Origin of the sequence: Xenorhabdus bovienii, from assembly GCF_024721015.1 — a bacterium.
Lineage (GTDB): Bacteria > Pseudomonadota > Gammaproteobacteria > Enterobacterales > Enterobacteriaceae > Xenorhabdus > Xenorhabdus bovienii.
This window is the reverse complement of sequence record NZ_JANAIF010000018.1, coordinates 1-24,264: the sequence shown is the minus strand read 5'-3', so window position 1 is coordinate 24,264 and position 24,264 is coordinate 1. Positions and strand designations below refer to the sequence as shown.

At 43.0% G+C, this 24,264-nt stretch carries 22 protein-coding genes; 12 read left to right on the top strand and 10 right to left on the bottom strand.

The annotated features are described in order from the left end of the window. Positions 1-17 precede the first annotated feature (17 nt). Complete coding sequence (gdhA, locus tag NXS07_RS06835) at positions 18-1,361, bottom strand: NADP-specific glutamate dehydrogenase (RefSeq protein ID WP_038207348.1); 1,344 nt, start codon at positions 1,359-1,361, stop codon at positions 18-20. Positions 1,362-1,618: 257 nt separating this feature from the next. Beyond that, positions 1,619-2,050, bottom strand: coding sequence for a universal stress protein UspA (gene uspA, locus NXS07_RS06830; protein WP_038193116.1), 432 nt, complete (start codon positions 2,048-2,050; stop codon positions 1,619-1,621). Between the two features lie 195 nt (positions 2,051-2,245). Between uspA and uspB the strand changes: the two genes are divergently transcribed. Continuing rightward, positions 2,246-2,575, top strand: coding sequence for a universal stress protein UspB (gene uspB / locus NXS07_RS06825; RefSeq protein WP_038193117.1), 330 nt, complete (start codon positions 2,246-2,248; stop codon positions 2,573-2,575). Between the two features lie 82 nt (positions 2,576-2,657). On the opposite strand, the gene pitA is transcribed toward uspB, so the two are convergent. Further along, on the bottom strand, positions 2,658-4,148 hold the full coding sequence (gene pitA / locus NXS07_RS06820) for an inorganic phosphate transporter PitA (RefSeq protein WP_038212986.1): 1,491 nt from the start codon (positions 4,146-4,148) through the stop codon (positions 2,658-2,660). Positions 4,149-4,448: 300 nt separating this feature from the next. On the opposite strand from pitA, the gene NXS07_RS06815 reads away from it, so the two are divergent. From NXS07_RS06815 to NXS07_RS06785, 7 genes are all read left to right on the top strand, one after another. Next, the gene (locus NXS07_RS06815) at positions 4,449-5,672 is read left to right on the top strand and encodes a BaiN/RdsA family NAD(P)/FAD-dependent oxidoreductase (RefSeq protein WP_051875846.1); all 1,224 of its coding nucleotides are present in this window, start codon (positions 4,449-4,451) and stop codon (positions 5,670-5,672) included. Between the two features lie 752 nt (positions 5,673-6,424). Beyond that, positions 6,425-7,258, top strand: coding sequence for a class I SAM-dependent methyltransferase (locus tag NXS07_RS06810; RefSeq protein ID WP_258086434.1), 834 nt, complete (start codon positions 6,425-6,427; stop codon positions 7,256-7,258). 15 nt (positions 7,259-7,273) lie between these two features. Next, complete coding sequence (locus tag NXS07_RS06805; RefSeq protein WP_258086433.1) at positions 7,274-8,992, top strand: carbamoyltransferase C-terminal domain-containing protein; 1,719 nt, start codon at positions 7,274-7,276, stop codon at positions 8,990-8,992. Positions 8,993-9,003: 11 nt separating this feature from the next. After that, on the top strand, positions 9,004-10,509 hold the full coding sequence (locus NXS07_RS06800; RefSeq protein ID WP_258086432.1) for a Gfo/Idh/MocA family oxidoreductase: 1,506 nt from the start codon (positions 9,004-9,006) through the stop codon (positions 10,507-10,509). Then, a complete protein-coding gene (locus NXS07_RS06795; RefSeq protein WP_258086431.1) occupies positions 10,509-11,702 on the top strand; it encodes a multidrug effflux MFS transporter in 1,194 nt (397 codons plus the stop codon). The genes NXS07_RS06800 and NXS07_RS06795 overlap by 1 nt, the downstream gene beginning before the upstream one ends. A 58-nt stretch (positions 11,703-11,760) precedes the next feature. Continuing rightward, positions 11,761-12,936 (top strand): MalY/PatB family protein, encoded by a 1,176-nt coding sequence (locus NXS07_RS06790; protein ID WP_238125338.1) that lies wholly within the window; start codon positions 11,761-11,763, stop codon positions 12,934-12,936. A 424-nt stretch (positions 12,937-13,360) separates the two neighbouring features. Then, the gene (locus NXS07_RS06785) at positions 13,361-14,203 is read left to right on the top strand and encodes an aspartyl protease family protein (RefSeq protein ID WP_258086430.1); all 843 of its coding nucleotides are present in this window, start codon (positions 13,361-13,363) and stop codon (positions 14,201-14,203) included. Positions 14,204-14,597: 394 nt separating this feature from the next. Here NXS07_RS06785 and NXS07_RS06780 read toward each other — a convergent pair whose 3' ends face one another. The 7 genes from NXS07_RS06780 to NXS07_RS06750 all read right to left on the bottom strand — a co-directional run bounded on the left by NXS07_RS06780 (position 14,598) and on the right by NXS07_RS06750 (position 21,760). Next, entirely contained in the window at positions 14,598-16,139 is a 1,542-nt protein-coding gene (locus tag NXS07_RS06780; RefSeq protein ID WP_258086429.1) for an NAD(P)/FAD-dependent oxidoreductase, read from the bottom strand. A 25-nt stretch (positions 16,140-16,164) separates the two neighbouring features. Next, positions 16,165-16,563, bottom strand: coding sequence for a DUF805 domain-containing protein (locus NXS07_RS06775; protein WP_038194512.1), 399 nt, complete (start codon positions 16,561-16,563; stop codon positions 16,165-16,167). 82 nt (positions 16,564-16,645) lie between these two features. Beyond that, a complete protein-coding gene (locus NXS07_RS06770) occupies positions 16,646-17,929 on the bottom strand; it encodes a 4-aminobutyrate--2-oxoglutarate transaminase (protein ID WP_038207367.1) in 1,284 nt (427 codons plus the stop codon). A gap of 36 nt (positions 17,930-17,965) precedes the next feature. Next, positions 17,966-18,718 (bottom strand): PDC sensor domain-containing protein, encoded by a 753-nt coding sequence (locus tag NXS07_RS06765; protein ID WP_258086428.1) that lies wholly within the window; start codon positions 18,716-18,718, stop codon positions 17,966-17,968. Positions 18,719-18,764: 46 nt separating this feature from the next. Continuing rightward, positions 18,765-19,487 (bottom strand): FadR/GntR family transcriptional regulator, encoded by a 723-nt coding sequence (locus NXS07_RS06760; RefSeq protein ID WP_038207373.1) that lies wholly within the window; start codon positions 19,485-19,487, stop codon positions 18,765-18,767. A gap of 53 nt (positions 19,488-19,540) precedes the next feature. Beyond that, positions 19,541-20,284, bottom strand: coding sequence for a nuclear transport factor 2 family protein (locus tag NXS07_RS06755; RefSeq protein ID WP_230580602.1), 744 nt, complete (start codon positions 20,282-20,284; stop codon positions 19,541-19,543). 45 nt (positions 20,285-20,329) lie between these two features. Then, positions 20,330-21,760 carry a gamma-aminobutyraldehyde dehydrogenase gene (locus tag NXS07_RS06750; protein ID WP_258086427.1) on the bottom strand — a complete coding sequence of 477 codons (1,431 nt, stop codon included), beginning with the start codon at positions 21,758-21,760 and terminating at the stop codon, positions 20,330-20,332. Between the two features lie 241 nt (positions 21,761-22,001). On the opposite strand from NXS07_RS06750, the gene NXS07_RS06745 reads away from it, so the two are divergent. From NXS07_RS06745 to NXS07_RS21810, 4 genes are all read left to right on the top strand, one after another. After that, a complete protein-coding gene (locus NXS07_RS06745; protein WP_258086426.1) occupies positions 22,002-22,130 on the top strand; it encodes a hypothetical protein in 129 nt (42 codons plus the stop codon). Between the two features lie 467 nt (positions 22,131-22,597). Beyond that, positions 22,598-22,798 (top strand): hypothetical protein, encoded by a 201-nt coding sequence (locus NXS07_RS06740; RefSeq protein WP_046335520.1) that lies wholly within the window; start codon positions 22,598-22,600, stop codon positions 22,796-22,798. Between the two features lie 73 nt (positions 22,799-22,871). Beyond that, the gene (locus tag NXS07_RS06735; protein ID WP_258086425.1) at positions 22,872-23,693 is read left to right on the top strand and encodes a hypothetical protein; all 822 of its coding nucleotides are present in this window, start codon (positions 22,872-22,874) and stop codon (positions 23,691-23,693) included. 137 nt (positions 23,694-23,830) lie between these two features. Then, entirely contained in the window at positions 23,831-24,175 is a 345-nt protein-coding gene (locus tag NXS07_RS21810; RefSeq protein ID WP_368859246.1) for a DUF1240 domain-containing protein, read from the top strand. The last annotated feature ends 89 nt before the right edge of the window (positions 24,176-24,264 follow it).

The following is a 24,264-nucleotide window of genomic DNA, read 5'->3' as shown; positions in this document are numbered from 1 at the left end:
CATTGATTACATGAGAATTACAAAATCCCCTGCGACAGCATCGCATCAGCCACTTTGACAAAGCCAGCGATGTTCGCGCCCTGTACGTAGTTGGTCTGCTTACCTTCCCCGCCATATTCTACGCAGGCATGGTGGATATCGAGCATAATGTGGTGTAAGCGCACATCAACTTTCTCTGCTTTCCAACTCAGACGAGCTGCGTTCTGAGCCATTTCAAGACCGGACGTTGCAACACCTCCCGCATTGGCTGCTTTGCCCGGTGCAAACAAGACGCCTGCTTCAAGGAAAGCGTCAGTGGCAGAAATGGTCGCAGGCATGTTCGCCCCTTCCGCGACGACTTTCACGCCGTTTTTGATCAGCGTCTTCGCCGCATCCAGATCCAATTCATTCTGGGTAGCGCAAGGCAATGCGATATCGACAGGTATTGACCACGGATCCTGGCCTTTCAGGAAGGTTAATCCGCGCTCTTTGGCATACTCTTCCACACGGCCGTAGCGTTGATTTTTAATCTCTTCGAGATGAGCCAGTTTCTCCGGCGTGAAGCCTTCTTCATCCAGCACAGTGCCGCCTGAATCCGATACTGTGACGACTTTCGCCCCCAGTTCCATACATTTTTCGATGGTATATTGGGCAACATTCCCCGCGCCAGAGACCGATACCCGCATCCCTTCCAGCCCCATGCCGTGGCGTTTGAGCATCTCATGGGTGAAATAAACCAGACCGTAACCTGTGGCTTCAGGGCGGATCAGGCTGCCACCAAAAGAGAGTTCTTTACCGGTGAAAACACATGCCGTATTGTTGGACAGTTTTTTCATCATACCTGCCATAAAGGCCACTTCTCGGCCTCCCACGCCAATATCTCCGGCAGGAACATCGGTATCTGGCCCCAGATGGCGATAAAGTTCTGTCATCAATGCCTGACAGAAACGCATCACTTCCCCGTGGCTTTTACCTTTGGGATCGAAATCAGAACCCCCTTTTGCGCCGCCCATTGGCAGTGTCGTCAACGCATTTTTCAAGGTCTGTTCAAAACCAAGGAATTTCAGGATAGAAAGGTTAACAGAAGGGTGAAAACGCATCCCTCCCTTAAATGGCCCAATGGCAGAATTGAACTGTACCCGCCATGCACGGTTGACCTGTACTTTACCCTGATCATCGACCCAACAGACACGGAACTGGATAACTCTTTCCGGTTCTATCAGACGTTCCAATAGGCTTTGCTCACGATATTGCGGATTTTGTTGAAGAAAAGGCCAGAGTGATGTCAACACTTCCCGCACTGCCTGCAAATATTCCGGTTGATGTGGGTTGTGAGACTGAATCGAATCAAGAAATGAGACCAAAGAGGGTGAAATATTCATTTAGGGCTTCCTTTTGTCATTCAGAGGTGATGTCCCCCAGCCATTTTCCATATTATTTTTTTGTCGAAAATGTGAGGTAATTGTGGTTTGCTTTCTGAATATACCACTTTCTTACGCTTAAATTTCAACAACTATTTTTATAAGTTTCCTTAAAAATAGTTTTGACAATTTCCAAAACAGTCTCATCATCTTTTCTTCAGACAAAAAAATCGCCTGCATAAGCCGGCGATTTTATAGAATAAAATTTCAACCGTAGATTATTCTTCATCACGCAAAGGCACGATCAGCATATCAACATGAACGGTGTTAATGAGCTGACGGGCTGACGACATCAACTTGCTCCAAAAATCCTGATGATGACCACACACGACCAAATCCATATCGTATTGCTTGATAGCATCAACAAGAACCTGCCCTAAGTCACCGCAACCACTCAATGTTTCCTGGATCTCATAGTCTGCATTGACAGACAGATCTTTCAGAGCATTGCGAGTTTCATCCGCGATACGCTGCTGCATATCGCCAAGATTCACATCAATCAGACCGGTATAAAGATCGGAGTAGTTAACATCAACATGGATCAAGGAAACTTTGGCATTGTACGGTTTCGCCATTGAAACAGCTTTTTCTACCAAAATCTGACTTTCTGGAGATAAATCAACCGCAATAAGAATATGTTTGTAAGCCATAAGTGAACTCCTTCCATAATGCTGATTAAATGGATTGGCAACACTAAAACGCCACGATTTGATGTTTTATACTATAACTGCTCAATATATCTTTTTAGTGTTGTTTTGATCACAACTTATCATTTTATTTTCTTAACTATATGAAAATATGGATATCTCATTTGAACATCACAACAAGATTAAGGGAGGGGAAGTATGTTCAATATTATTGCATTCTTCTGGGCAGTTAGCCTTGTCGGTATTGTTAACGTGATCCGCTGCTTATCTTCGCTCCGCGTATTGCTGTCAATCTTGCGCCAATCAGATCCGATGCTATATCAATCCGTTGATGGTAATGGTTTTTTTACAACCCACGGTCAATTCAATAAACATATTCGACTGGTACACTATATCAATTCACAAGGTTATCTCACCCATCACGACACCAATGTCATCTTTATCTGCGAAAGGTTACGGAAGCAATTTTTATTGACGGGAATGTTATGTGGAGCTGTTGTGCTATGTCTGATAGCCATGGCAATTTGAAGTGGGCCTGAAAGTAACAAGAAGGGAATAAAAAGGGTTAGCTTACTGGAATACAGTCGCTAACCCTTTTTCTAAAACATCATTAGATCAGTTGCAGGGCAATCCAATACAAAATGCCTGATAATCCAATTGAAATAGGTAATGTTAGTACCCACGCCAGCATGATGTTCTTAATGGTCTTGCTTTGAACACCACCACCATCAACCAGCATCGTACCTGCTACCGCAGAAGAGAGTACCTGTGTCGTGGACACTGGCATACCCGTATAACTGGCAACCCCGATGGAAACGGCAGCCGTGACCTGAGCAGAAACACCTTGAGCATAGGTCATGCCTTTTTTGCCAATTTTTTCACCTATGGTAACAGCAACACGTTTCCAGCCTACCATTGTGCCCAGAGACAAGGCGAGTGCCACAGCAATGATGATCCACATCGGGGCATATTCAACGGTATTCAGCAAATCCTTGCGTAGTTTATTCAGGAAACGGGCATCTTCAAGACTGGTCTCAGACAGTTTAGCCACATCACCCGCCGTATCAGCAGCGCACATCAACATACGGCGCATATTGTTACGTTGGTCTGGGGTCAACTCACTGAAGTTCTGAATACTTCCCAGCATCACAGCAGCCGTATTCAGCACATTCTGCGCTTGTGCGTTATCGCAATGGAGCATCTGATCCACCGGAACTTCTACTGAAGAAGCGGCCGGGGTCAGCTCAATAGCATGGGAAAGTGCCGGGCCGTGCTGCACATAATACTTTTGCAAAGAGGCAACGGCATCATGGGTACGGGTAATGTCATAGCTCGTTGAGTTCATATTGACCACGAAGCCGGCAGGCGCGACACCTATCAGCACAAGCATGATCAAGCCGATACCCTTCTGCCCGTCATTTGCACCGTGGGAGAAACTAACCCCTACAGCAGAAAGAATCAGCGCAGTCCGTGTCCAGAATGGAGGTTTACGTTTACCATCCTGTTTTTCACGTTCAGCAGGCGTCATATGGATACGACGACGTTTTTTAGTACCACTCCAGTAACGGCGCAGTAAAAATACCATCGCTCCAGCGATCGCCAAACCAACGATAGGAGACAGGATCAAGGACATGAAAATCTGTATCATCTTGGTGATATTCAGCGCATCAACTACCGAAGAATCGGTCACGATCGCATTGGTCAGACCGATGCCGATAATGGAACCAATCAACGTATGGGAGCTGGATGCCGGAATGCCGAAATACCATGTGCCCAAATTCCAGATAATTGCCGCCAGCAGCATGGAGAAAACCATCGCCAAGCCGTGAGTAGAACTGACATTTAACAGAAGATCTGTAGGCAATAGATGCACAATCGCATAAGCGACACTTAACCCACCAAGGAGAACACCCAAAAAGTTAAAAACCCCTGCCATGACAACGGCAAACTGCGAACGCATCGCGCGGGTATAAATAACAGTTGCTACTGCATTTGCGGTATCATGAAACCCATTGATGGCTTCATAGAAAAGCACAAACAACAGAGCAAGTACTAACATTAGGCTGGTATAAAAATCCAGGCCAGTAAACAGATGTAGCATAAACGTTAAGCCAGTTAGTAGGACATGAACGCGGCGCATTATCAGTGACAAATGCGAGCGGGAAAAGAGAAATATGACCTTTTTTCGATTTAATGACAATGAAATGACAGTCAACCTGTTATTTTTATCAATTATATCAAGTTGTTATTCAAATTTAATATTTTGATATTTTTTTGACAAAAAATAACTTTTTACGATAAAAAGTTAAACCAAATATATCTTTTTCTCCGTAGTTCGCGGACAGTCCCCCACGATAAAGTACATTTCCTGCAAAATAACTCGGCCAAAAGAGACAAACGAATGGAAAAATTTGATGTAGTGATTATTGGTGCTGGCGCGGCCGGTTTGTTTTGTGCGGCTCAGGCAGGGCAAGGGGGGTTAAACGCTCTGGTTCTGGATAACGGCAAAAAAGCAGGTCGCAAAATTTTGATGTCCGGTGGCGGACGCTGTAATTTCACCAATATGTACACTGAACCTGCCGCGTATCTTTCTGCCAATCCGCATTTTTGTAAGTCAGCACTCGCTCGCTATACCCAATGGGATTTTATTGGCCTCGTTCAACGACACGGGATCGCCTATCACGAGAAAGCCTTAGGTCAACTTTTCTGTGATGACTCTGCTCAACAGATTATCGACTTGCTTTTGAAAGAGTGTGAGGCAGGTCAGGTGACTGTCCGGTTACGCAGCGAAGTGACACAAGTCGAAAAAGACGAGCAGGGTTTTGTGATTACGACGGCAGGGAAAAAAGTAAGCACACACTCACTTGTTGTAGCATCTGGTGGCCTGTCCATGCCTGGATTGGGCGCGTCTCCTTTGGGTTATCGCATTGCGGAACAATTCGGCCTCAATATCTTGCCTACCCATGCAGCACTGGTTCCTTTTACCCTGCATAAACCGTTATTGGAACAACTACAAACACTCTCAGGTGTTGCGGTTCCTTCAATTGTTACCGCGAAGGACGGCACAGTATTCAGAGAAAATATCCTGTTTACTCATCGCGGACTTTCCGGCCCCGCTATTTTGCAGATTTCCAGCTATTGGCAACCCGGTGAATATGTGAGTATTAACTTACTCCCTGATATGGATCTGGGTGCGTTTTTGGATAAAGAGCGGGAATCCCATCCTAATCAGAGTCTAAAGAACACATTGGCTAAATTGCTGCCTAAACGTTTAGTGGAGTGTTTGCAGTCTCTTGAGCAATTGCCGGATGTTTCCCTAAAGCAGCTTAATCCTGCTCAGAAAAAGGAACTGATCGCTACCCTGCAATGCTGGCAGGTACAGCCGAATGGCACTGAGGGATATCGTACAGCGGAAGTGACGATGGGTGGCGTGGATACGAATGAGCTGTCGTCAAAAACAATGGAGTCTCATAAGGTGAAGGGGCTGTATTTTATTGGTGAGGTTGTCGATGTAACCGGCTGGCTGGGGGGATATAACTTCCAATGGGCGTGGAGTTCCGCGTGGGCTTGTGCACAGGCGCTGTTGTGTTGTGTAGAAACAATAAAGTTAGCCCGTAAGCAATAAAGTCTGCCCGTAAGGCTTGCATAGTGTCATTTTCAGAAGACGACTGTACCAATTGACAGGACCAAAAGCCTAGTGTGCATATGACTTCTGACATTCCGTGCAATCGTCTTCTGAAGATGACTGTGGCACTTAGGTGATGATCATAATGTACATGACAGACAGGTGATGATCCAAGGAAGAAATGAACTGATTCTCGGTGTGAAAGATAAAACCTATTATCAAAAACTGGATGGGTTTCATGTTTTGGATAAACCACTGCCTGCCAAAAAAATCTGTACTCTGCTTAAGAGGAGAATTCCTTTCGTACAAACACTTATCAGGCTTAAAGATGACGAAAAGCTTCTGAAATAACGGCTTGATTGCAAGCCTCTACAATGACTTGTTAGGTCAGCGAACCGGAAGCCTTATCATGAGGCTTCCGGTTCTGTCGCCACGTTTCACCACGAAAAAGTCAAGAGTTAATCATAGCAACTAACTATTTAATTCATAACCGGATTTTCAATATGAAAGCCAATTTTATTATAACAATACATATTTTTTATGTTTTACAGCAACTGGGTAATCCTTTTTGTTGAACAAATATTGAATATTGCATTGTATTATGCAGCCAATGATAAAGAAACAAGCTATCGGTAACACGTTTATTAAAATGAAATTAAAAATAAAATTTATTTTTAATAGTCTGCATCAGACTCAATTATGTGTTTATAGCTTATATATGAGGGAGTTTTGCAAAAGCAAAATAAAATTATATGTTTGAAAATTTTTATGATGGTAAAAACATCCAATTTTGGGATGAATTAGCAAAAATTCATTTTGATAAATCTGATTACAACATTGATAGTTATGATCCACAAAAATATAAATTAAAAAGCATTGAGATGTCTGAATTAGGAAATTTAACAGGAAAAAAAGTCCTTCATTTACAATGTCATATTGGGTTAGATAGTTTTGCTATTGAAATGTTAGGTGCAAATGTAACAGCAATTGATTATTCTTCTGTAGCCATTGATACTGCAAAATGCATTAAAAGAAAATTTGGTTTAAAAACAAAACTTTATTGTGCTAACGTTTATGATTTATCTTCTCTTAATTTAGGGGAGTTTGATTTTATTTTTACCTCTTATGGAGTTATCATTTGGATTCAGCATTTAAATTTGTGGGCTAAAACAATATCCTCGCATTTAAAATCTGGTGGTGAATTTATTATTATTGATGAGCACCCTTTTGCTCGTATGCTCAGCAATCCTAGCCAGGACAATACATCGTTCAATAACTCATTTATTTCCTTCCATCATCTATCCGGTGATCCGATTAAGGCTAATTATAAATATTCTTATGCAAACAGGGATGTTCTATTAAAGAATCAAGAGCAATACGTTTATTTCCATAGCCTATCTGAGATAATAACAAGTTTAATAAACGAAGATATGCAATTAATGAAATTTAAAGAATTTGATAAAAGTTTCTACAAAGCGTTCTCACAGCTATTTGAAAATGAAGAAGGATGGTGGTGTTTTGAACATAACACCACCTCGATTCCACTAATGTTTTTATTAAGAGTAAAAAACATTAAAAACAGTTAGAATAGAGAAATTATCATGAAAGAAATAGTATTAGCAATTAATATACCTATTTTGGTCGATGGGTCGGTGACTTATGATGGAAATGTCGTATTAGCTGATAGAAATCAGGTTATTATGGCGATTGCTGAAGAACGAGTTTCAAAGAAAAAGTATGATGGACAAGTGACTAATGCAGTAAAAGAAATTTTATACAGAAACAAATTGACATTAGATGATCTCTCCGCAATTTCTGTAGTTAGTTTCGGGCAACCTATGACCTCCTCAGGTGCGATGGCCAATAATCTTAAAAAATATCTTGATAGTTTATTTCTCGGATTCGAAAAAATTCATATTGTGAAATCTCATCATGTAGCCCATGCTATGAGCGCTGTTTGCCAAACTGATGTTAAGCGTGCATTGGTTGTTGTCGCTGATCATACCGGTAATATTATTGGTGAAATAACTGATACGAAAGTTTTGGAAAATAATTCAGCTGAACAGGTCAGTTATTATTTGTATGAAAATAACGACTTGAAATTGCTTGCTCAGGACAATACACAACCTTGCGATCAGGGATATGGTCGGTTTTATGGTGATGTGACTTGTTATCTAGGATTTGACAGCTATCGTGAGTCAGGAAAAACAATGGGACTGGCTTCATTTGGTGATCCTGCCGTTTTTTCATGTTATCCGGCATTTACTGAGACGAAAACTGGTGTTGTGTCTGAATTAAAAGATGAGAACTATGTTTATGATTGTACAAAAGACATTCAAAATTGGTTCAGAAAACAAGGAGTCCATATTCCTGAAAGGCGTCATAAAGCCGGCGTTATTCGTCCCTTTGATATGCACCTCGCGGCATGGGCTCAGGATCAACTACAAAAATCAATTATCAATCGAGTAAAAGAATTAATCAATAAATATCATATCGATACAGTATGTGTTACTGGCTGTGTGGCAATGAATTCTGTGATGAACCGTAAATTAGAAGAAGAATTGAATATCAATGTTTATGTTCCTCCTTCACCTGGTGATGCTGGATTAGCGCTTGGGGCCGCAGCGGAGTATTTTTGGAAGCAAGATAAAAAAATACCTAAATTTAATTCTTCACCTTATTTAGGTCCTGTTTATTCAGAAGATGAAATTTTAGAAAGTATTTTCTCTTATAAAAATGAATTTGTCACTCAAAAAGTAAATGACCCTGAATATCAAGCTGCACGGATGATTGCTAATGGTAAAATAATAGGCTGGTTTCAGGATCGTAGTGAATATGGCCCCAGAGCTTTAGGTAATCGTAGCATCCTTGCTTCTGCATCTAACAGTTGGACAAAAGAAATACTCAATAGTCAGATTAAATTACGTGAATGGTTCAGACCTTATGCTCCTGTGGTTTTAGAGGAAAAGGCGGATATTTATTTCAACATGTTGTCTCCCGTGCCTTATATGATGAAAGTAGCTCCTGTGAAAGCACAAGCAAGACTTGATATACCTGCTTGTATCCATGTAGATGGAACAGCGAGATTACAAACTGTCTCTGCTACTTCGAATCAAAAATTTTATAACCTTATTAAAGAATTGGATAAAATAACGGGTATACCAGTAGTACTCAATACCAGTTTTAATTTAGCAGGAATGCCTATTGTAGAGTCCCCAGTTGATGCTATTAATTGTTTTAGACAATCAATAGGCATGGATGCACTATTCATTGGTAATTATTGCTTAGAAAAAAACACATTATTTAATAAAAATATTTAAATGAGTTATTTATGCTAAATAGTAATCATACGGTCAATCTGTTATTGATTGGCTTTGGTCCACATAGCAAGAGAATATATTATCCATTACTGGAAGATGCAATGGATGATCCTAAATTAAATTTATGTGCAGCTGTGGATTTGATATCGGAAAAGAAAAATATAGAATTATACTTATCTGGGAAAATGTTGCAGCCAGAAGTCACTTATTTAAATAATGTTAATAATAATCAAGATGAATTAAGTTTGGATGTTCAAATAGTATTGAATGAAATTGTGAAAAAACACGCTATTAATGGTGTTATTATTGCAACTGAACCTCTGGCCCATATTGAATATGCAAAATGGGCTCTGAACTCTGGGTTATCTATTTTGATGGATAAACCAATATCTTCTTATGAAGATATTTCAACATCCATTGACAAATCAATAAAAATTGCAGAAGACTATCATCTTCTTAATTCTCTGTATCAGAAAAAACAATGTGAAAATCCATATCAAGTTTTTTCTTTAATGGCTCAACGTAGATATCAAACATCCTTTGATATCATAAAAAAATATCTTTCAGAATGTTTTTTTATGACAAATTGCCCAGTCACAAATGTACAAACTTTTCATTCTGATGGGCAATGGCGTATGCCAACGGAAATTATAGAACAACATTATCATCCTTATAATCAAGGTTATGGGAAGTGTTCACATAGTGGTTATCATTACTTTGATATTATCCCCTTTGTATTAGAATCTGCTATTAGTGAAGAAAAACAATACGACAATATTGACGTTTTTGCGACAGCAGTCCGTCCTAAGGATGTTCTCAGCCAGTTTAGTTTAAATGATTACCGAAAATTATTTGGTCAGCATACCTTTGATAAGGCTAATCACTATGATGAAAGCCAATTGGATTCTCTCTTAGGTGCTTTTGGTGAAATCGATTGTTGCAGTAATATTTCCTTTAAACATGGCGATAAAATAATTACTACTGCTTCGATAAATTTGTGTCACAATGGATATTCACAGCGAAATTGGGTAACGGCCGCTGGCCGGGATCTTTATAAAGGTAATGGGCGCGTTGCTCATGAGTCTCATGTTTTTCAGCAAGGCCCATTTCAATCCATTCACTTTCATTCATATAAATCAAATGAGTCTCCAGTTGCAAATTATCGTATAGGGACGAAAGAACATCTAGAAATCTATATTTTTCGCAACCATAAAATGCTTGGGGGGGAACATATTGAAGTTTTCAATATTGATGACATTATTGCAATAGAAGGTGGACGAAAAGGAATAAAAGGAAAAGCTAAAGGCAAAGCGTTTTACGAATTCATCTCAGGGATAAGAGGTGAAATTGCTGCGTCGAATATGGTTTCTGATTTTAGTAAACATGAAATTGGATCTACATTGACATCAGCAATTTATCAGTCCATATCCCATCAATATCATCGGTTAAATCCTCTGATTAATCGTTGTTTTCACATTAAACAAAATGTTCCTAAAACAGAAGAGCAGATTTATTGATGGTAAAGAAAAACAGTATTGTAATGCAGTTTGTCTGGTTGATTCCGCTGGTAATTGCTGCCCCCTTAGGATTGGATATCTGTTTGCCTAGTATACCGATGATATCTCGTGAATTAGGCAGTTTACCTGAGATGAATCAATGGTTGATTAGTGGATTTATACTGTGTTTGAGCTTCAGTCAGCTGTTTTTCGGGCCGATGGTCGATCAGTTCGGCTCTCAACGTGTGTTGCTATGCGGGGGGGCTTTTTATGTGTTAGGAAGTATTAATGTGTATTTTATTCATAGTTTTCCTTTGCTCATAGTATTGCGCTTGATTCAGGGGTGTGGTGCAGGAGCTATGTATGTTGCTATTTTCGCTAGTGTTCCTATTCGCTTCAAGGGGGCAGAAGTAGGAAAAGTATTTAGCATGCTTAATGGAGTGATCAGTCTGGTGCCTATACTGGCCCCAATGATAGGAGGAAAACTAGCTGTACATTATGGCTGGCGATCTGACTTTTATGTCTTGGGGGGGGTCGGGTTATTATGTTGTCTTCTTGCCTTATGGAAACCATTACCGAAAAGGCATAGAAATACTTCTCTTTTGTTGGTAAAGATATTTTCAGGATATTTAGAGGTATTGCGTCACCCTAAATTTTTACTTGGATGTTTGACGAGTAGCTTTGGATTCGCCACTCAATTGATCTTCTTTTCAAGCTCCCCCGTAGTTCTTATTGAAACCCTAAATATCCCAGTTGACCGGTTTGGTTATTATTTTGCTATTAATGCAATTGCCATCACTGTTGGCAGCTTGCTAACTGCTCGATTATTAGGGCGAGGAAAAGATATCGCCATGTTGTATGGTGGAGCTCTATTATTATTGTTGGCTATGATTGGTTTTGTCTTGACCATTTATCTTTTAAAAATATCAGTTTGGTCGTATCTTATTTCAGCTACATTGGGAAGTTTGGGATTTGCCATATTGCTTGGTACTGGGACAACTATTGCTTTATCTCCATTTAGTCATTTATCTGGACGAGCTTCTGCATTAATCGCGACAATACAAATGTCATTTTCATCATTAATTGCCTGGATTGTTATGAGGTATTGGAGTAGTGATTGGTTATCAATGATAATTACGTATTTTCTGTTAGCCTCTGCGATTTTGGCGGTGATATATATATATCGGATTAATAATCCTAAGAGCTCTCAATGATAATTTATGATTTTTTTAAAGCATTTTTCCTTAAATTGGCATAATAGCGGGATCTTATATGACTTACGATTTCGATGATGTGATTGATTTTTCTAAATCTCATCTACTCAAATGGGAATATCCGTCACCTTATTTGCCATCCAATACAGATGAAGCACCTCTCCCGTTATGGATTGCTGATATGGATTTTCAATGTCCTATTGAAGTGCGAAATGCGCTCCATAACTCTATAAACCAAGGAGTTTTTGGTTATAGCAAAGCAAGTGACAGTCTTTTTGAGGCTATTATGCAATGGCAATTGCAGCACCATCGCTGGCCAGTAAAAGAAGAATGGATCATACAGAGTCCGGGTGTTGTGAACAGCTTGAGTTTAATTATTCAAACTTTTACTAAATTGGGAGATGAAATTTTAATTCAACCACCGATTTACAGCCCCTTTTATCAGTGTGCCTTATTGAATGGAAGGCGGATAGTAACAGCACCATTAGTTGAAAAAGAATTGGGATACACACTGGATCTTGATGTATTTGAGGCAGCCATTACCCCCAACACGAAGCTGTTTTTTTTATGTAATCCTCATAACCCAACTGGATACGTATGGAATAAAGATGAATTAACCGCAATGGGGGATATTTGTTTACGGCATGGCATAATGATCATCTCTGATGAAATACATCAAGACTTGATCCTTTCTACAGATAAAAATTATTTGCCTTTTGCTAACATCTGTGATGAATTTTCTGATACCTGTATTACTTGTACGTCCCCTAGTAAAACATTCAATATGGCAGGATTACAGACTTCTAATTTGTTTATTGCCAATAAAAAAATCCGCAAAAAACTAAAACACACTTATACATGTTGTTCATTACACATCCCCAATAGATTAGGACTCGTTGCCTGTGAAGCAGCCTATCGTTATGGGGCATCATGGTTGGCTGAGTTATTGAGATATTTACGTGACAATCGGATGTTATTACAACAATGTCTTGGGCAACTTTCTAAAGTTAGACTTTTCGATGCAGATGCTCTTTATCTTGGTTGGATGGATTTCAGAAACAGTGGCATTGCACCAGAAAATTTGCAACATGAGTTACTTAACCGTGCTCATTTATGGTTGGATGATGGAATAAAATTTGGTGCAGATTATGCCGGATTTGCCAGAATCAATTTTGCGTGCTCCCGCTCAACAATAGATACAGCTATTCAGCGATTGAACCGACTCTTTGAGTAAAAACTATATTTGAGATATGCTATTGTTATAACACTACATTTTCAGAAGGCGACTGCACCAATTGACAGGGCTTAACACTCGATGTGCAGATGATTGGTTCTGTCGCATTAAGCGGTCATCAGGTAATGCAGACGTTTGAACACTTTTCGTATTAAAGATATGCTCAGCTTACAGAGTAAAAGACAGAATATTACCTGACCTCACCTTAATGCGACAGAACCCCTTAAATAAGAGCGGCAAGTAACATAACAAACAAAAAATCAACGAAAATAGTGTCTTACATGTCGATTATATCTAAAATCAATCAATTATAAGTAATTTCAAAATAAACAGCATTGTAGTCTAAGCCTTTCATCACTATGTTTTAATATGGGAAACGAGTTAGCACTAAATATTATCCACTGACCTTAACGGATCGCTGAATATGAATAGAGTCCTGAATGTATGCGTGGCGCTGTGTCTTACAGTGATTCCAGTTGAAGCAGTAAAGGCAGATATTACTGCGCCGATTGTTTACCTTGAGCATGTAACTCCTTCTGTTTCGCTCAATATCAATGGTAAAGAAGTTAATAAGCTTTCAATTGATACTGGGGCATCCGGTGCCTTTTATCTCCCTCGAACCGTCTTTGATTCGATTTTTCCAGAGCTAAACCATCGCACAACAACCGTGCAAAATTCCATTGATGTTTTTGGAGTTGAGAAGTCTGCTGTAACGGCAAGAGCAGCCAATCTTACTGTTAATGGTGAACGCCTTTCAGATGTTAACGTTGAAATTTTCAAAACGTGGGGTAACGGCATGTTAGACGACAACGGACAACTTATCATAGATGGAGTGCTAGGGCTGGGTGTCGCCAAAAACAAAACGCTTATTATCAACTACGCTTCAAAAGTGCTGACGATAACCGACCATCTTAAAGCGCTTCCTGATGGCTACCGCTGGCAATCTATCCCGTTTACCCGCACAAGGAACGGGATAGAAATCAGTGTGTCATCGGGTAATGAGAAGATACGTCGTATGGTTATTGATACTGGCGCAAGCCATACAATGATTTTCACTCGTTCAAAGGAGGGGTGTGCTAAGTTATCGCAGCACTGCCCGAAGAAAGCCATTGTGACGCCTGACGGCGTTAAGCTCTCTGCGTTTATCTTTCAGATTCCAGATGAACGGATAGATTTTGATGGCCTGTTAGGCGATGACTTTCTTTCAAACAGAGTTCTTATCATATCGAATGATCGATTGTTAATTAGCTTGCCTAATAACAGTTAAGGATGATAATAAATTCTTTCACAAAGAAACTATTTTTCATCGTAAAAACGTCTGGATTGGTTAGGTACTGGCAACCTCTTGGTGTTGTGATGCTCAATTACGAACTAGCAAAACAAGTATCATGAATCCCTACCATTGAGGTGGGATTTTTTTTCGCCTTTTTTGTATCTAGGGGTTGCCTCAGAAAACGGGAAAAATAGTACTAATCGTACTATAAAGGCTTTCCCGGATGGTCAACACCAGTTTGTTATTTTCCTGCTGGCTCAGCGCAGTCGATTTCGTCGAGTGAAACTGGCATTTATTGTCTCTGCACAGAGCCATCGAAACTCTCAATTTACGAATAACTTATTTTGAATGATTAAAAACCACTCCAGACTTTTGCGGCCGCGCTGCATCAGAACGAAACCATATCTGCCGGATTCACTGTGTTTATCACTCCTAGAGCGCCTTTAATCAATGGGATAGCCACCGGAGAGAAATGGGAGCCCAGCGGAATACTCGAATGTTCGATGCGAGTAAGCATGGTAAAGTCGTGATTGCGTTCGATGAGATCGTCGCTGATGGCTTTGCCAATACGAACCGTCTGCGCCACTCCATGACCGCTCCAGCCATGCACCATATACACAGGGACGCTGTCACCGCTTTTACGGGCATCGGTGGCACCGTTCAGGGTCAGATCGCTGATCCCGCCCCACGAGTATTCCAATTCGGGTTTTTCCAGATGTGGGAACACCGTTCTGATACGCTCAAGCAAATAGTTGTTCACATCACGCGATGACCAGGAATTGCCAGTGCCCTGCCCACCAAATAGCAGACGGTTGTCGCGCACCTCGCGATAATAGTCTATCTGTAACTGTGTATCGTAGACTGGCAGACCTGACGGGAGCAGTTCTTTGATATCCACCGGCAACGGCGGAGTTACCGCCACATAGGTGAAAAAAGGCACGGTAGTGGAAGGGCCGGAGATAAACTCTTCGGTGGAGCCATGCACTCCCAGTACCACGGCTTTACTCGCCCTGATAGCTCCCAGCTCAGTTTCTATGACCGCGCTGCTGGCATCCTGCCTGATGCCCTTCACTTTCGTGCTGTCATAGACTCGTCCACCCAGTCTGGCAAAGCCATAAATTAGGCCTCGCAGCAGCGCCAGAGGCTGAACCTGTCCACCGATGCTGTCGATATTGGCACCATGATAGATATTCGAACGCACATACTCTTCCTGCAATTCGTGTGGCCCAATAACCTTCACCGCCGTATCTCCCAGCTGGCGCCGGGCATCGGCATTAGCCACCAATGGCCCCATATGACCCGGGTGTATCGCTGCTGTAATATGACCATATTTGCGGTCACATTCAAAACCGTAACGCTCGCGGAGTTCATCCACAAGATTCATCGCTTCAACCGATGCAAAACGCCATAAACGTTTGGCCTCATCGGGTGAAAATTTTTCCAACATAGTTTCAGCTTCCCAGCGAGCAATTCCGGGGGTCATCTGCCCTCCATTACGGCCAGAGGCTCCCGAACCAATGTTATCCTTTTCAACCAGAATCACATCCACGCCCGCTTCTGCAAGATGCAGCGCAGTGGAAGCCCCCAGCAACCCGCCGCCGACGACCACAACCTCACAATTCTGGTCTCTAGGAAAGCTTCCAAAAGCCGGCCAATCAGCCAGGGAGGCCTCATAGTAGTTGGCTGGCATGGCTATGGCAGCCACGTCTCTATGCCAGTTCCAAATGCGCGGATCCAACCCCAACCGGCTGGTTCTGTACTGTGCATCCTGCAACAGCATCGGCCGGAGTTGGTCAATATTGACAGCCGAAGCATCGGCCGCAGTTAAGGTTCGGGCGAGCAGAGGGGTGGTGGGAAGTAGAGATGAAAGTGCTCCTGCCCCTGCGAGGATCGCGGCAGTAGAGATAAAATCTCTTCTGTTCATTGCCATTTCAGCACTCCTTTATGACCGGAAATTACCCGTTAGCCTGGCTCGGGGGATTTCCCTGTGAATGGATCCGGTTCCCTGAACTGTATTTATTGCTGCCCGCCTGCCCTTTCAGAGCGGCGAGAATCAGTAAGATAACAGTGCCGACAAACGGGATAAGATGTAACAGTAGCCACCAGGCACTACAGTTGATATCGTGCAAGCGGCGGGCATTTACCGCCAGCGCTGGCAAAAAGGTGAGCAGCAGATAGATAGCGCTGAACCACCCCATATAAATTTCGGGATTGGCAACAGCAAACAGCCTTTCCAGGAAAGAAATGATGAGAACAGCCAGAATCTGAAACAGAACAAAATACCAGAACGCCTTACGCTGGGCTCGCCCCCTGAAACAGGCATAGTTCTTTAATACATTTAAATACCAGTGCATTATTGTCCTCTCTTATGAACCAGCGGGTTCCTCCCTGCCGCCACGCTCATTTTGGGTTAATCCCTCCTTAGTTACCCTCCGGTTAAACGGCGGTACGGTTCAGATCGAGCAGCACAGACTCCAGAACGTTGAGCGCCTCGTCAAAAACATCATTTTGTATAGTCAGCGGTGGAAGGAAACGGATCACGTTACCGTGTATACCGCACGTCAGCAGAATCAGACCCCGCTCCAGCGCTTTCTGACGCACCGCGTTGGTAAAGCCAGCATCGGGTTCCTGACTGTCCGCACGGTTAAACTCCACCGCAATCATCAGCCCAAGTCCACGCACGTCGGCGATCTGCGGGACACGCGGCCGCAGTTCATGCAGACATTGTTTTAGCCGCTCTCCCAACTGCGTCGCACGCGCAGCCAGCTTCTCTTCTTCGATCACATCCAGCACCGCATGGCTAGCCGCAATCGCCACCGGATTACCTCCATAGGTTCCCCCCAAACCACCCTGTACTACCGCATCCATCAGCTCTGCTCGTCCCGTTACAGCCGCCAGCGGGAATCCCCCCGCCAGACCTTTTGCCATCGTGGTCAAATCGGCTGCAACCTCATGATATTCCATAGCAAACAGTTTGCCCGTACGCGCGAAACCGGTCTGGATTTCATCAGCAATGAGTACAATACCGTAGCGATCGGCAATTTCACGCAGGGATTTGAGCAGTTCAGGAGGCGCAGGATAGAAGCCGCCTTCTCCCTGTATCGGTTCGATGATGATGGCAGCGACACGCGTCGGCTCAATATCGGTTTTGAAGAGATTATCCAGCGCGTTCAGCGTCTGTTCCACGCTGATACCGTGCAGCTCTATCGGAAACGGGATACGATAAACCTCGCTAACCAGCGGGCCGAATCCCATTTTGTACGGCACGACTTTGCCGGTTAATGACATACCGAGGAAAGTACGGCCATGAAAAGCGCCGCTGAAAGCCACCACGCCGCTGCGCCCGGTAGCGGCACGCGCGATCTTCACGGCATTTTCTACTGCCTCAGCCCCGGTGGTAACAAAGACGGTCTTCTTCACAAAATTACCCGGCACCAGACGGTTCAGTCGTTCGGCTAACGCTACATAATTTTCATAAGGCACTACCTGATGACAAGTATGGGTAAACTGTTCCAACTGCTCTCTGGCTGCGGCAATGACGCGCGGGTGGCGGTGGCCGGTATTCACCACGGCGATACCGGCGGCAAAATCAATATAGCGTTGCCCCTGAACATCCCAGATTTCAGCATTTTCCGCACGCTCAACATAGACTTGTGTGGTTACGCCAACGCCTTTTGCGATAGCCGCGCTGCGCCTTTTAGCTAACATAGATTCAGTCATAAATAAAAACTCCTGAGCAATCTGAATAAGTGGGCTTCAGCAGACAAACGCCCTGTGTGATTCAGTGTGTGATGACGGCAAAATTACCAGACGCAGTGAAGCGACTTCACCATCGGCCAACCAGTTAACGCTTTGGCTCTTCAATAACGAACCTGAACGCACTCCCGGCACTGTCGAAGTCACGACACGCGCATCGTCATTAATAATCAATGCTGGCTTACCGATAGCGCCCAGAGCCGGCAGAAGTAACCGATCCAACGTCGAGACCAGCATATCCACCGCCGCAACACCAACAAACTCCCCACCAATAAGCACCGGATGGGCTATCGTAATCGTGTAGGTGCCGTTGCAGACATAATCCACATAGGGGCCGTCAATGACGGGAAGATGACAGTTGGCCGGCTGCCGGAACCACTCAAACAACCGGAAATCCAGGCACCTGCGCTGCTCCTGATTGTGTTCCAGCGGCGCATATTGAATGGTATCCCCTTCCTGACGCCACCACTCCAGCGTCCAGTAACCCTCCTCCTCCCCAACCGTCTTCGGGACCGCATAACTGGCAAATCCCGCCCCGTTACACCAGGCGTTATTACGCAGTACATCGTGGATATGTTTTTGCAATGCGCCGCGTTGCTCCCGCGCCAAGCGGACACCTGCCGTATGATATAACGGCAGCGCCAATAGAATACGCGCTGTCTTATCCGCTAGAGCGGCGGTGGCCTGCTGTGCCGTGACCAGAATATCGTCCAGGATGCTCCTGGCCCGTTCTACGTGTATATCGTTGTACATATGCCTCCCCCCTCTCCTGGGATGAATGCAGCCGTGTTACTCGCGATCAGATCTCTGCAAGAATTTTGCATTCAAGCAAGTGGTCAGTAATTTGGGTAATCATCTTCTGCGCCAACTGGTAACAGGCTAGGTCATCACCCTTATACAGAGCAGCCAAGAGTGTACGCCAGGCGGCGGTAACCTCGCTGTGAACGGCAGCCTCTCGGTACAGAAGCCCCATCAAAGGCGTCCATTCGGCCTGAATCTCCAGCTCCTGATTGGCAAGCCTAGCCGACTGTGACTGGGATGCCAGGGTTAACAGACAGCGCATATCTGTCTGTATACGGGCATCCGGTTGCGTCGCGGCCGCAAAGCTGTCGATCAGTTGCCCAAGCTTTCTCAGTTCACCCGGTGTTGAACGTTGAGCCGCAAGCCTCGCGCTGTGGCCGATCACGGCACAGTGAAACTCGCTGAAATCCGCTAGTTCACCTGAAGCCATCAGCCGCAACGGATGATATTTCCGCGTTGCCTCAACAGGAACCTGACATATAAAACTACCACCATGACGTCCGCGCCGAGTATCGATCAACTGCCTGGCGCGCAGCGTATTCAGGGCGTCACGAACAGTTACCGGTGACACACCCAACAGCCGCGACAGCTCGTTTTCGTTAGGCAGCTGCTCATCAGTCTGTAATATCCCAGAGATGATCGCGTTACTTAAACGTTCGACAACCTGTTCAGTCCGGGTAGCCTGATCGAGCGGTGCATAGATGATGGAATATTCCGTCATTCTCTAATTCCTGATTGAAATAGCATCGGATTTCAGCATGTCGGTAAACAACGTTAAAAAATACCGTGACGATGCAGCGCTTGCGCATCCTCCGGTACCGGAGTGATAGCATCCCAAAGCTCAGCCACTTTGCCGTTCTCGATACGCCATAGCTCAAAGTAGCTGTGACGTGCTCCGGCAATACTTCCTTCCGAATGGCTCAGAACAAACTGCCCGTCGGCTACTGTATGGTGGATTTTTGCATAATGCAGGCCCTGCCCTTCATCCTTGAGTTGCTTAAGAAACGCAATGACCGCAGCCGTACCATCGGGAATATCGGGGCTGTGTTGGCGAAACTCTTCACCATTGGTGTAGTTTCTAAACTCATCATAGTGTCCTTCGATCAGGGTACGGGTGAAAAAGTTAACCACCAGCTCGCGGTTCTTCTCTCTGTCATGGCTATAGCCCGTTTCAGTCGGGCCGTCTAACTGAGTTCGGCCACTAGCGTTGGGCGCGGACTGCGGCACTAAGCCGTCCCAGTGCTCCACGATTAGACCATCGGCAACCCGGTACAGATCGAAACCGACCAACGGCTGCTCGTCTAACCCCGTAAAACGGCCGTGAATAGCAACTAGGTCACCATCCTGTAGGACGCGATACATTTCATGGTGCAGTTCAGGATGTGCCTGAACCCGCTCACGCAATCCGGCAAGACCCTTTTTAACCAACGGGGAATGTTCGATGAAATTCGGCGCAAAATAACGTTCAAGCGCCCCCACATCACGGTCAGTAAACAGCTCGTGGTGCGCGCGCGACACCAAGTCACGTGAAGATCTATTTTGATCCATTATGGGCATCCTGTATTAGTCGTTGGAACTCATCACGTGTTTGATACGCGTATATTCATCGAAACCATAAGCCGACAGATCTTTACCGTATCCAGAGTTCTTGAAGCCGCCATGGGGTGCTTCTGCCGTGAGAGGAATATGGGTGTTAATCCAGACAGTTCCAAAGTCAAGCTCACGAGACAGACGCAACGCGCGGCCATGGTCGCGGGTCCAGACACTGGAGGCCAACCCGTATTTCACATCGTTAGCTTTCTCGATAGCATCCTGTTCTGTTAGGAACTTCTGTACTGTGATAACAGGGCCAAAAATTTCGGTCTGAATCATTTCATCGTCCTGCTCCAGACCAGTAATCACCGTAGGTTCAAAGTAATATCCCGAACGATCGGCCTGACGGCCTCCTGTTTCGATACGGGCATGAGCGGGCAGACGTGCAAGGAACCCTGTGACTTGCTCCAACTGGCGAACATTATTAAGCGGCCCATACAGCGCCTCTTTATCTTCTGGATCGCCAAAACGGGTAGCTTTAGCTGCCGCCACCAGTTTAGTGACGAAAATATCGTAAACAGATTCATGCACCAGCACACGTGAAGCTGCCGTGCAGTCCTGACCGGCGTTGAAGTACCCTACGGTAACAATGATCTCCACGGCTTTGTCCACATCCGCATCGGCAAAAATAACCACCGGTGCTTTGCCACCCAGCTCCAGATGCGCTCTGGTGAGATTAGCTGCCGCCGAAGACGCAACCTGCAAACCGGCACGTACGGAACCGGTGATGGAAACCATAGCCGGCGTTTTGTGTGAAACGACCAGGGAACCCGCGCTAGCATTACCCAGCACCACGTTGAAAGTGCCGGCAGGGAAGAACGGAGCAGACAGTTCAGCCAGCAACAGAGTACTCTCCGGCGTAGTATCGCTCGGTTTAAGCACCACGGTATTACCTGCTGCCAGAGCAGGCGCTATCTTCCACACCGCCATCATCAACGGATAGTTCCATGGGGTAACCTGCCCTACCACGCCCAGAGGTTCACGCCGGATACTGGAGGTCATACCAGAAAGATATTCCGCTGTAGCCTTGCCTTCCAAAAAACGAGCTGCACCGGCGAAGAAGCGGATATGATCCACCGACGTTGCAATCTCCTCGGAGGCAATCAGGTGCTTGAGCTGCCCTGTATTACGGCTTTGCGACTCAATCAGACGTTTAGCGTTTTTTTCCACCGTATCAGCCAGCGCTAGCAACGCCTGCTGACGTGCCGAGGGTGTACTGCGTCCCCATATTTTAAATGCCTCTTTAGCCGATGCGTAAGCATCATCAACATCCGCTACAGTCGCGTTAGGAGAACGCGCATAAGATTCACCAGTGACCGGGCTTACCAGATCAAAATATTCGGAACCTTTAGACTCAGTATACTGACCATTAATGAAATGCTTAAGCGTTGGTACCGGCATGATTACCTCCCGATGGATTGAATGTATAAGATATAACCTATGATTTAATATATTTAATAGTTGCATTTTCGTCAAACTTGTAGCAAAAATGTAAAATAAAGAGATCATTCAGATACATACATGTAACTTTCTGTATTTCCATCAGGAAAAATATGTAGATCTGTGAGCAAGATCGAGGATCTTATATTTGACGGACTGGATAGTGCGAACAAACTGAACAGCGTGTGTATCTAGGCTATCGATGAAATCCGGGCTTGCAGAGCTACCTCATCCTGCTCCCGACAAACCCGTGTCCCCATACAGTTTCAGCGGGAATCGAACATTGAATGAGTTTTCCAGTTCGCTGGATGGGGTTCAGTGGAAAAATTGACAAAAATGTAAAGTTACTGAAACCTCAATAAGTTACTTAATTATATTTATCAAAAAGTACGCTATTTGGTTATGTTGGAAAAAATCTATCAAAAGTGCTGTTCTAAGTTAATTATCAAATAGTTATAGACGTTAAGATAAACCACTAATATCTCAAACTTATCACATTTGTCAGTTCTTCCGCAGGACCCTTAGTATATAACTATTTTTGGAGAATATCCTTGAGTAATGGTCGAACGCGGAGCTGTTTAAGCTTGCCTGCGCTTAGGCTTAGGTTGTCACTATTTTTTGAGAGGTTAAGAGTGCCTTATATGATTCATGATTTTGGATTAGAGTAAATAAAATCCTGTTAAGTTACATTCATTCTTTATAAGTGGGTTATCTTTAATTTTAAGATGTTATTGTCACTTGATTAATATAAATATTTTTTATATAAATATGTATTTTCGATATCGATAGGTGTTTCGTATGGATAATAAAAATGAGTTAATCCAAAAAATAAGTGAATTATTGGTTGATAACCCTGTTAGGTTAGAAGATAAGTTGGCTATGATGATGATATTTTGTTTTCAACTTATGTCATCATCAAAGACAGATGGAGTAAATATGCGTATTTCGGATGGTCAAACTCTAACATTGAAATTAGAATCAAGAGAATTAAAATATTAAACTATCTGTCTTGGATGGAGGTATTGAAATGAGTAGAAGGGAATTTTAAGGCGCGTTTTTTGATCACTCTCTAGTGGTTGATAATGGAAGGATCAAACCATTATCTCACACGGAAGATTATAGAAGAAAAAATTACGCTGAAATTGAAAGAAAATATTCCAATATGTCATCTGACATTGTGGCAAGAATGTGTGATGATGAGGAATATTATGTTTTGTTAACTCATGGTGAAATGGTTGATGCTGTAAAAAATTCTTGTGGAAGTAATCCGAATTCATCATGGAAAGATAATCTATTTTCAGTAGCAGATGTTGTAACAACGTATACAGGTAGTATATTAGATGGTTATGCTTTTATGCGATTAGCAAATGAATTAAGTAGTAATTTTGGCGTAAGAGTAACTGAATATGTCAATCGATATGGGAATAAAATGATAAAGCTGACGGGACATGCCGGAGTCAGAAAATTTTTAACCGCTACAAAATATAGAGCAGATCATTGGAAGGTAATAGATATAGGTATAGGAACACAAGCAATGCGAGAGGGAATAATTACAGTGTCTAGAAGAGTTCTTATTGTTTCTGTTCTTTATAGATCAATGGAATTATTATTTAGAGATGAGTACGATATTTATGATTTTTTTGGAAATATCACGATGGATGTAGCCAAAACCGTTGTTGGAGTTTTGGTTGGCTTTGTGGTTGTTGCTGGTGCAGCTGTTCTTTTGAAAGGTGGTTTTGCTTTAGGAGTTACTGTTGTGGCGTTAGGTTTTGGGGCTTTTACGACTTGGGTGCTATATGAACTTGATGACCGTTATAAAATTAGTAAAAAACTGATAAACTACATGCGTGAAAAAGAACTAGCTGAGGCTGATAAATTAGATTATCGTAAATAGCCATTTGGTTATCCTTATCCACGAATAAAATAATATTAATTTTATCTAAATGGGGTTAAAATTAATAATGAAGAGGTCTAGATGAATAATAAAAATAAATTAACTTTAGCAATTGGGACATTTTTTTATTTTTAATAATGAATGCGGCTCTCTTTTTTGCTGTTGATGAATTTTTATTGATTTATAATCTTTCTGATGTTGTTGTTTTTTCATGGAGGATGTTTGCAATATTGTTTTTTTATCCTTTGGCATGTTATTTTTGTATTGCTATATTTTATTATTTGTATTTTTCAAAGCTGCCAAAGAAAAATAATTCAATTTTTAAGTTTCTGACATTTATTGGTATTTTAGGTTTTGTCATTAGCTTTCCTGTATCTTGGTACGCTGATTTCAAATTAAAAGAAAATGGATATATCACTTGCTATAAAAAATCGTTAAATGCTCCAAAAAAATATGTAAAAAATAAAAAGCTATGTGACTAAGCATATACATTATATATCCGTCGTCATTGAAGATGCTTGATTTTTCATTTGTATCAGATCATGATCGCGCTCATGAAAATTAATCTGAC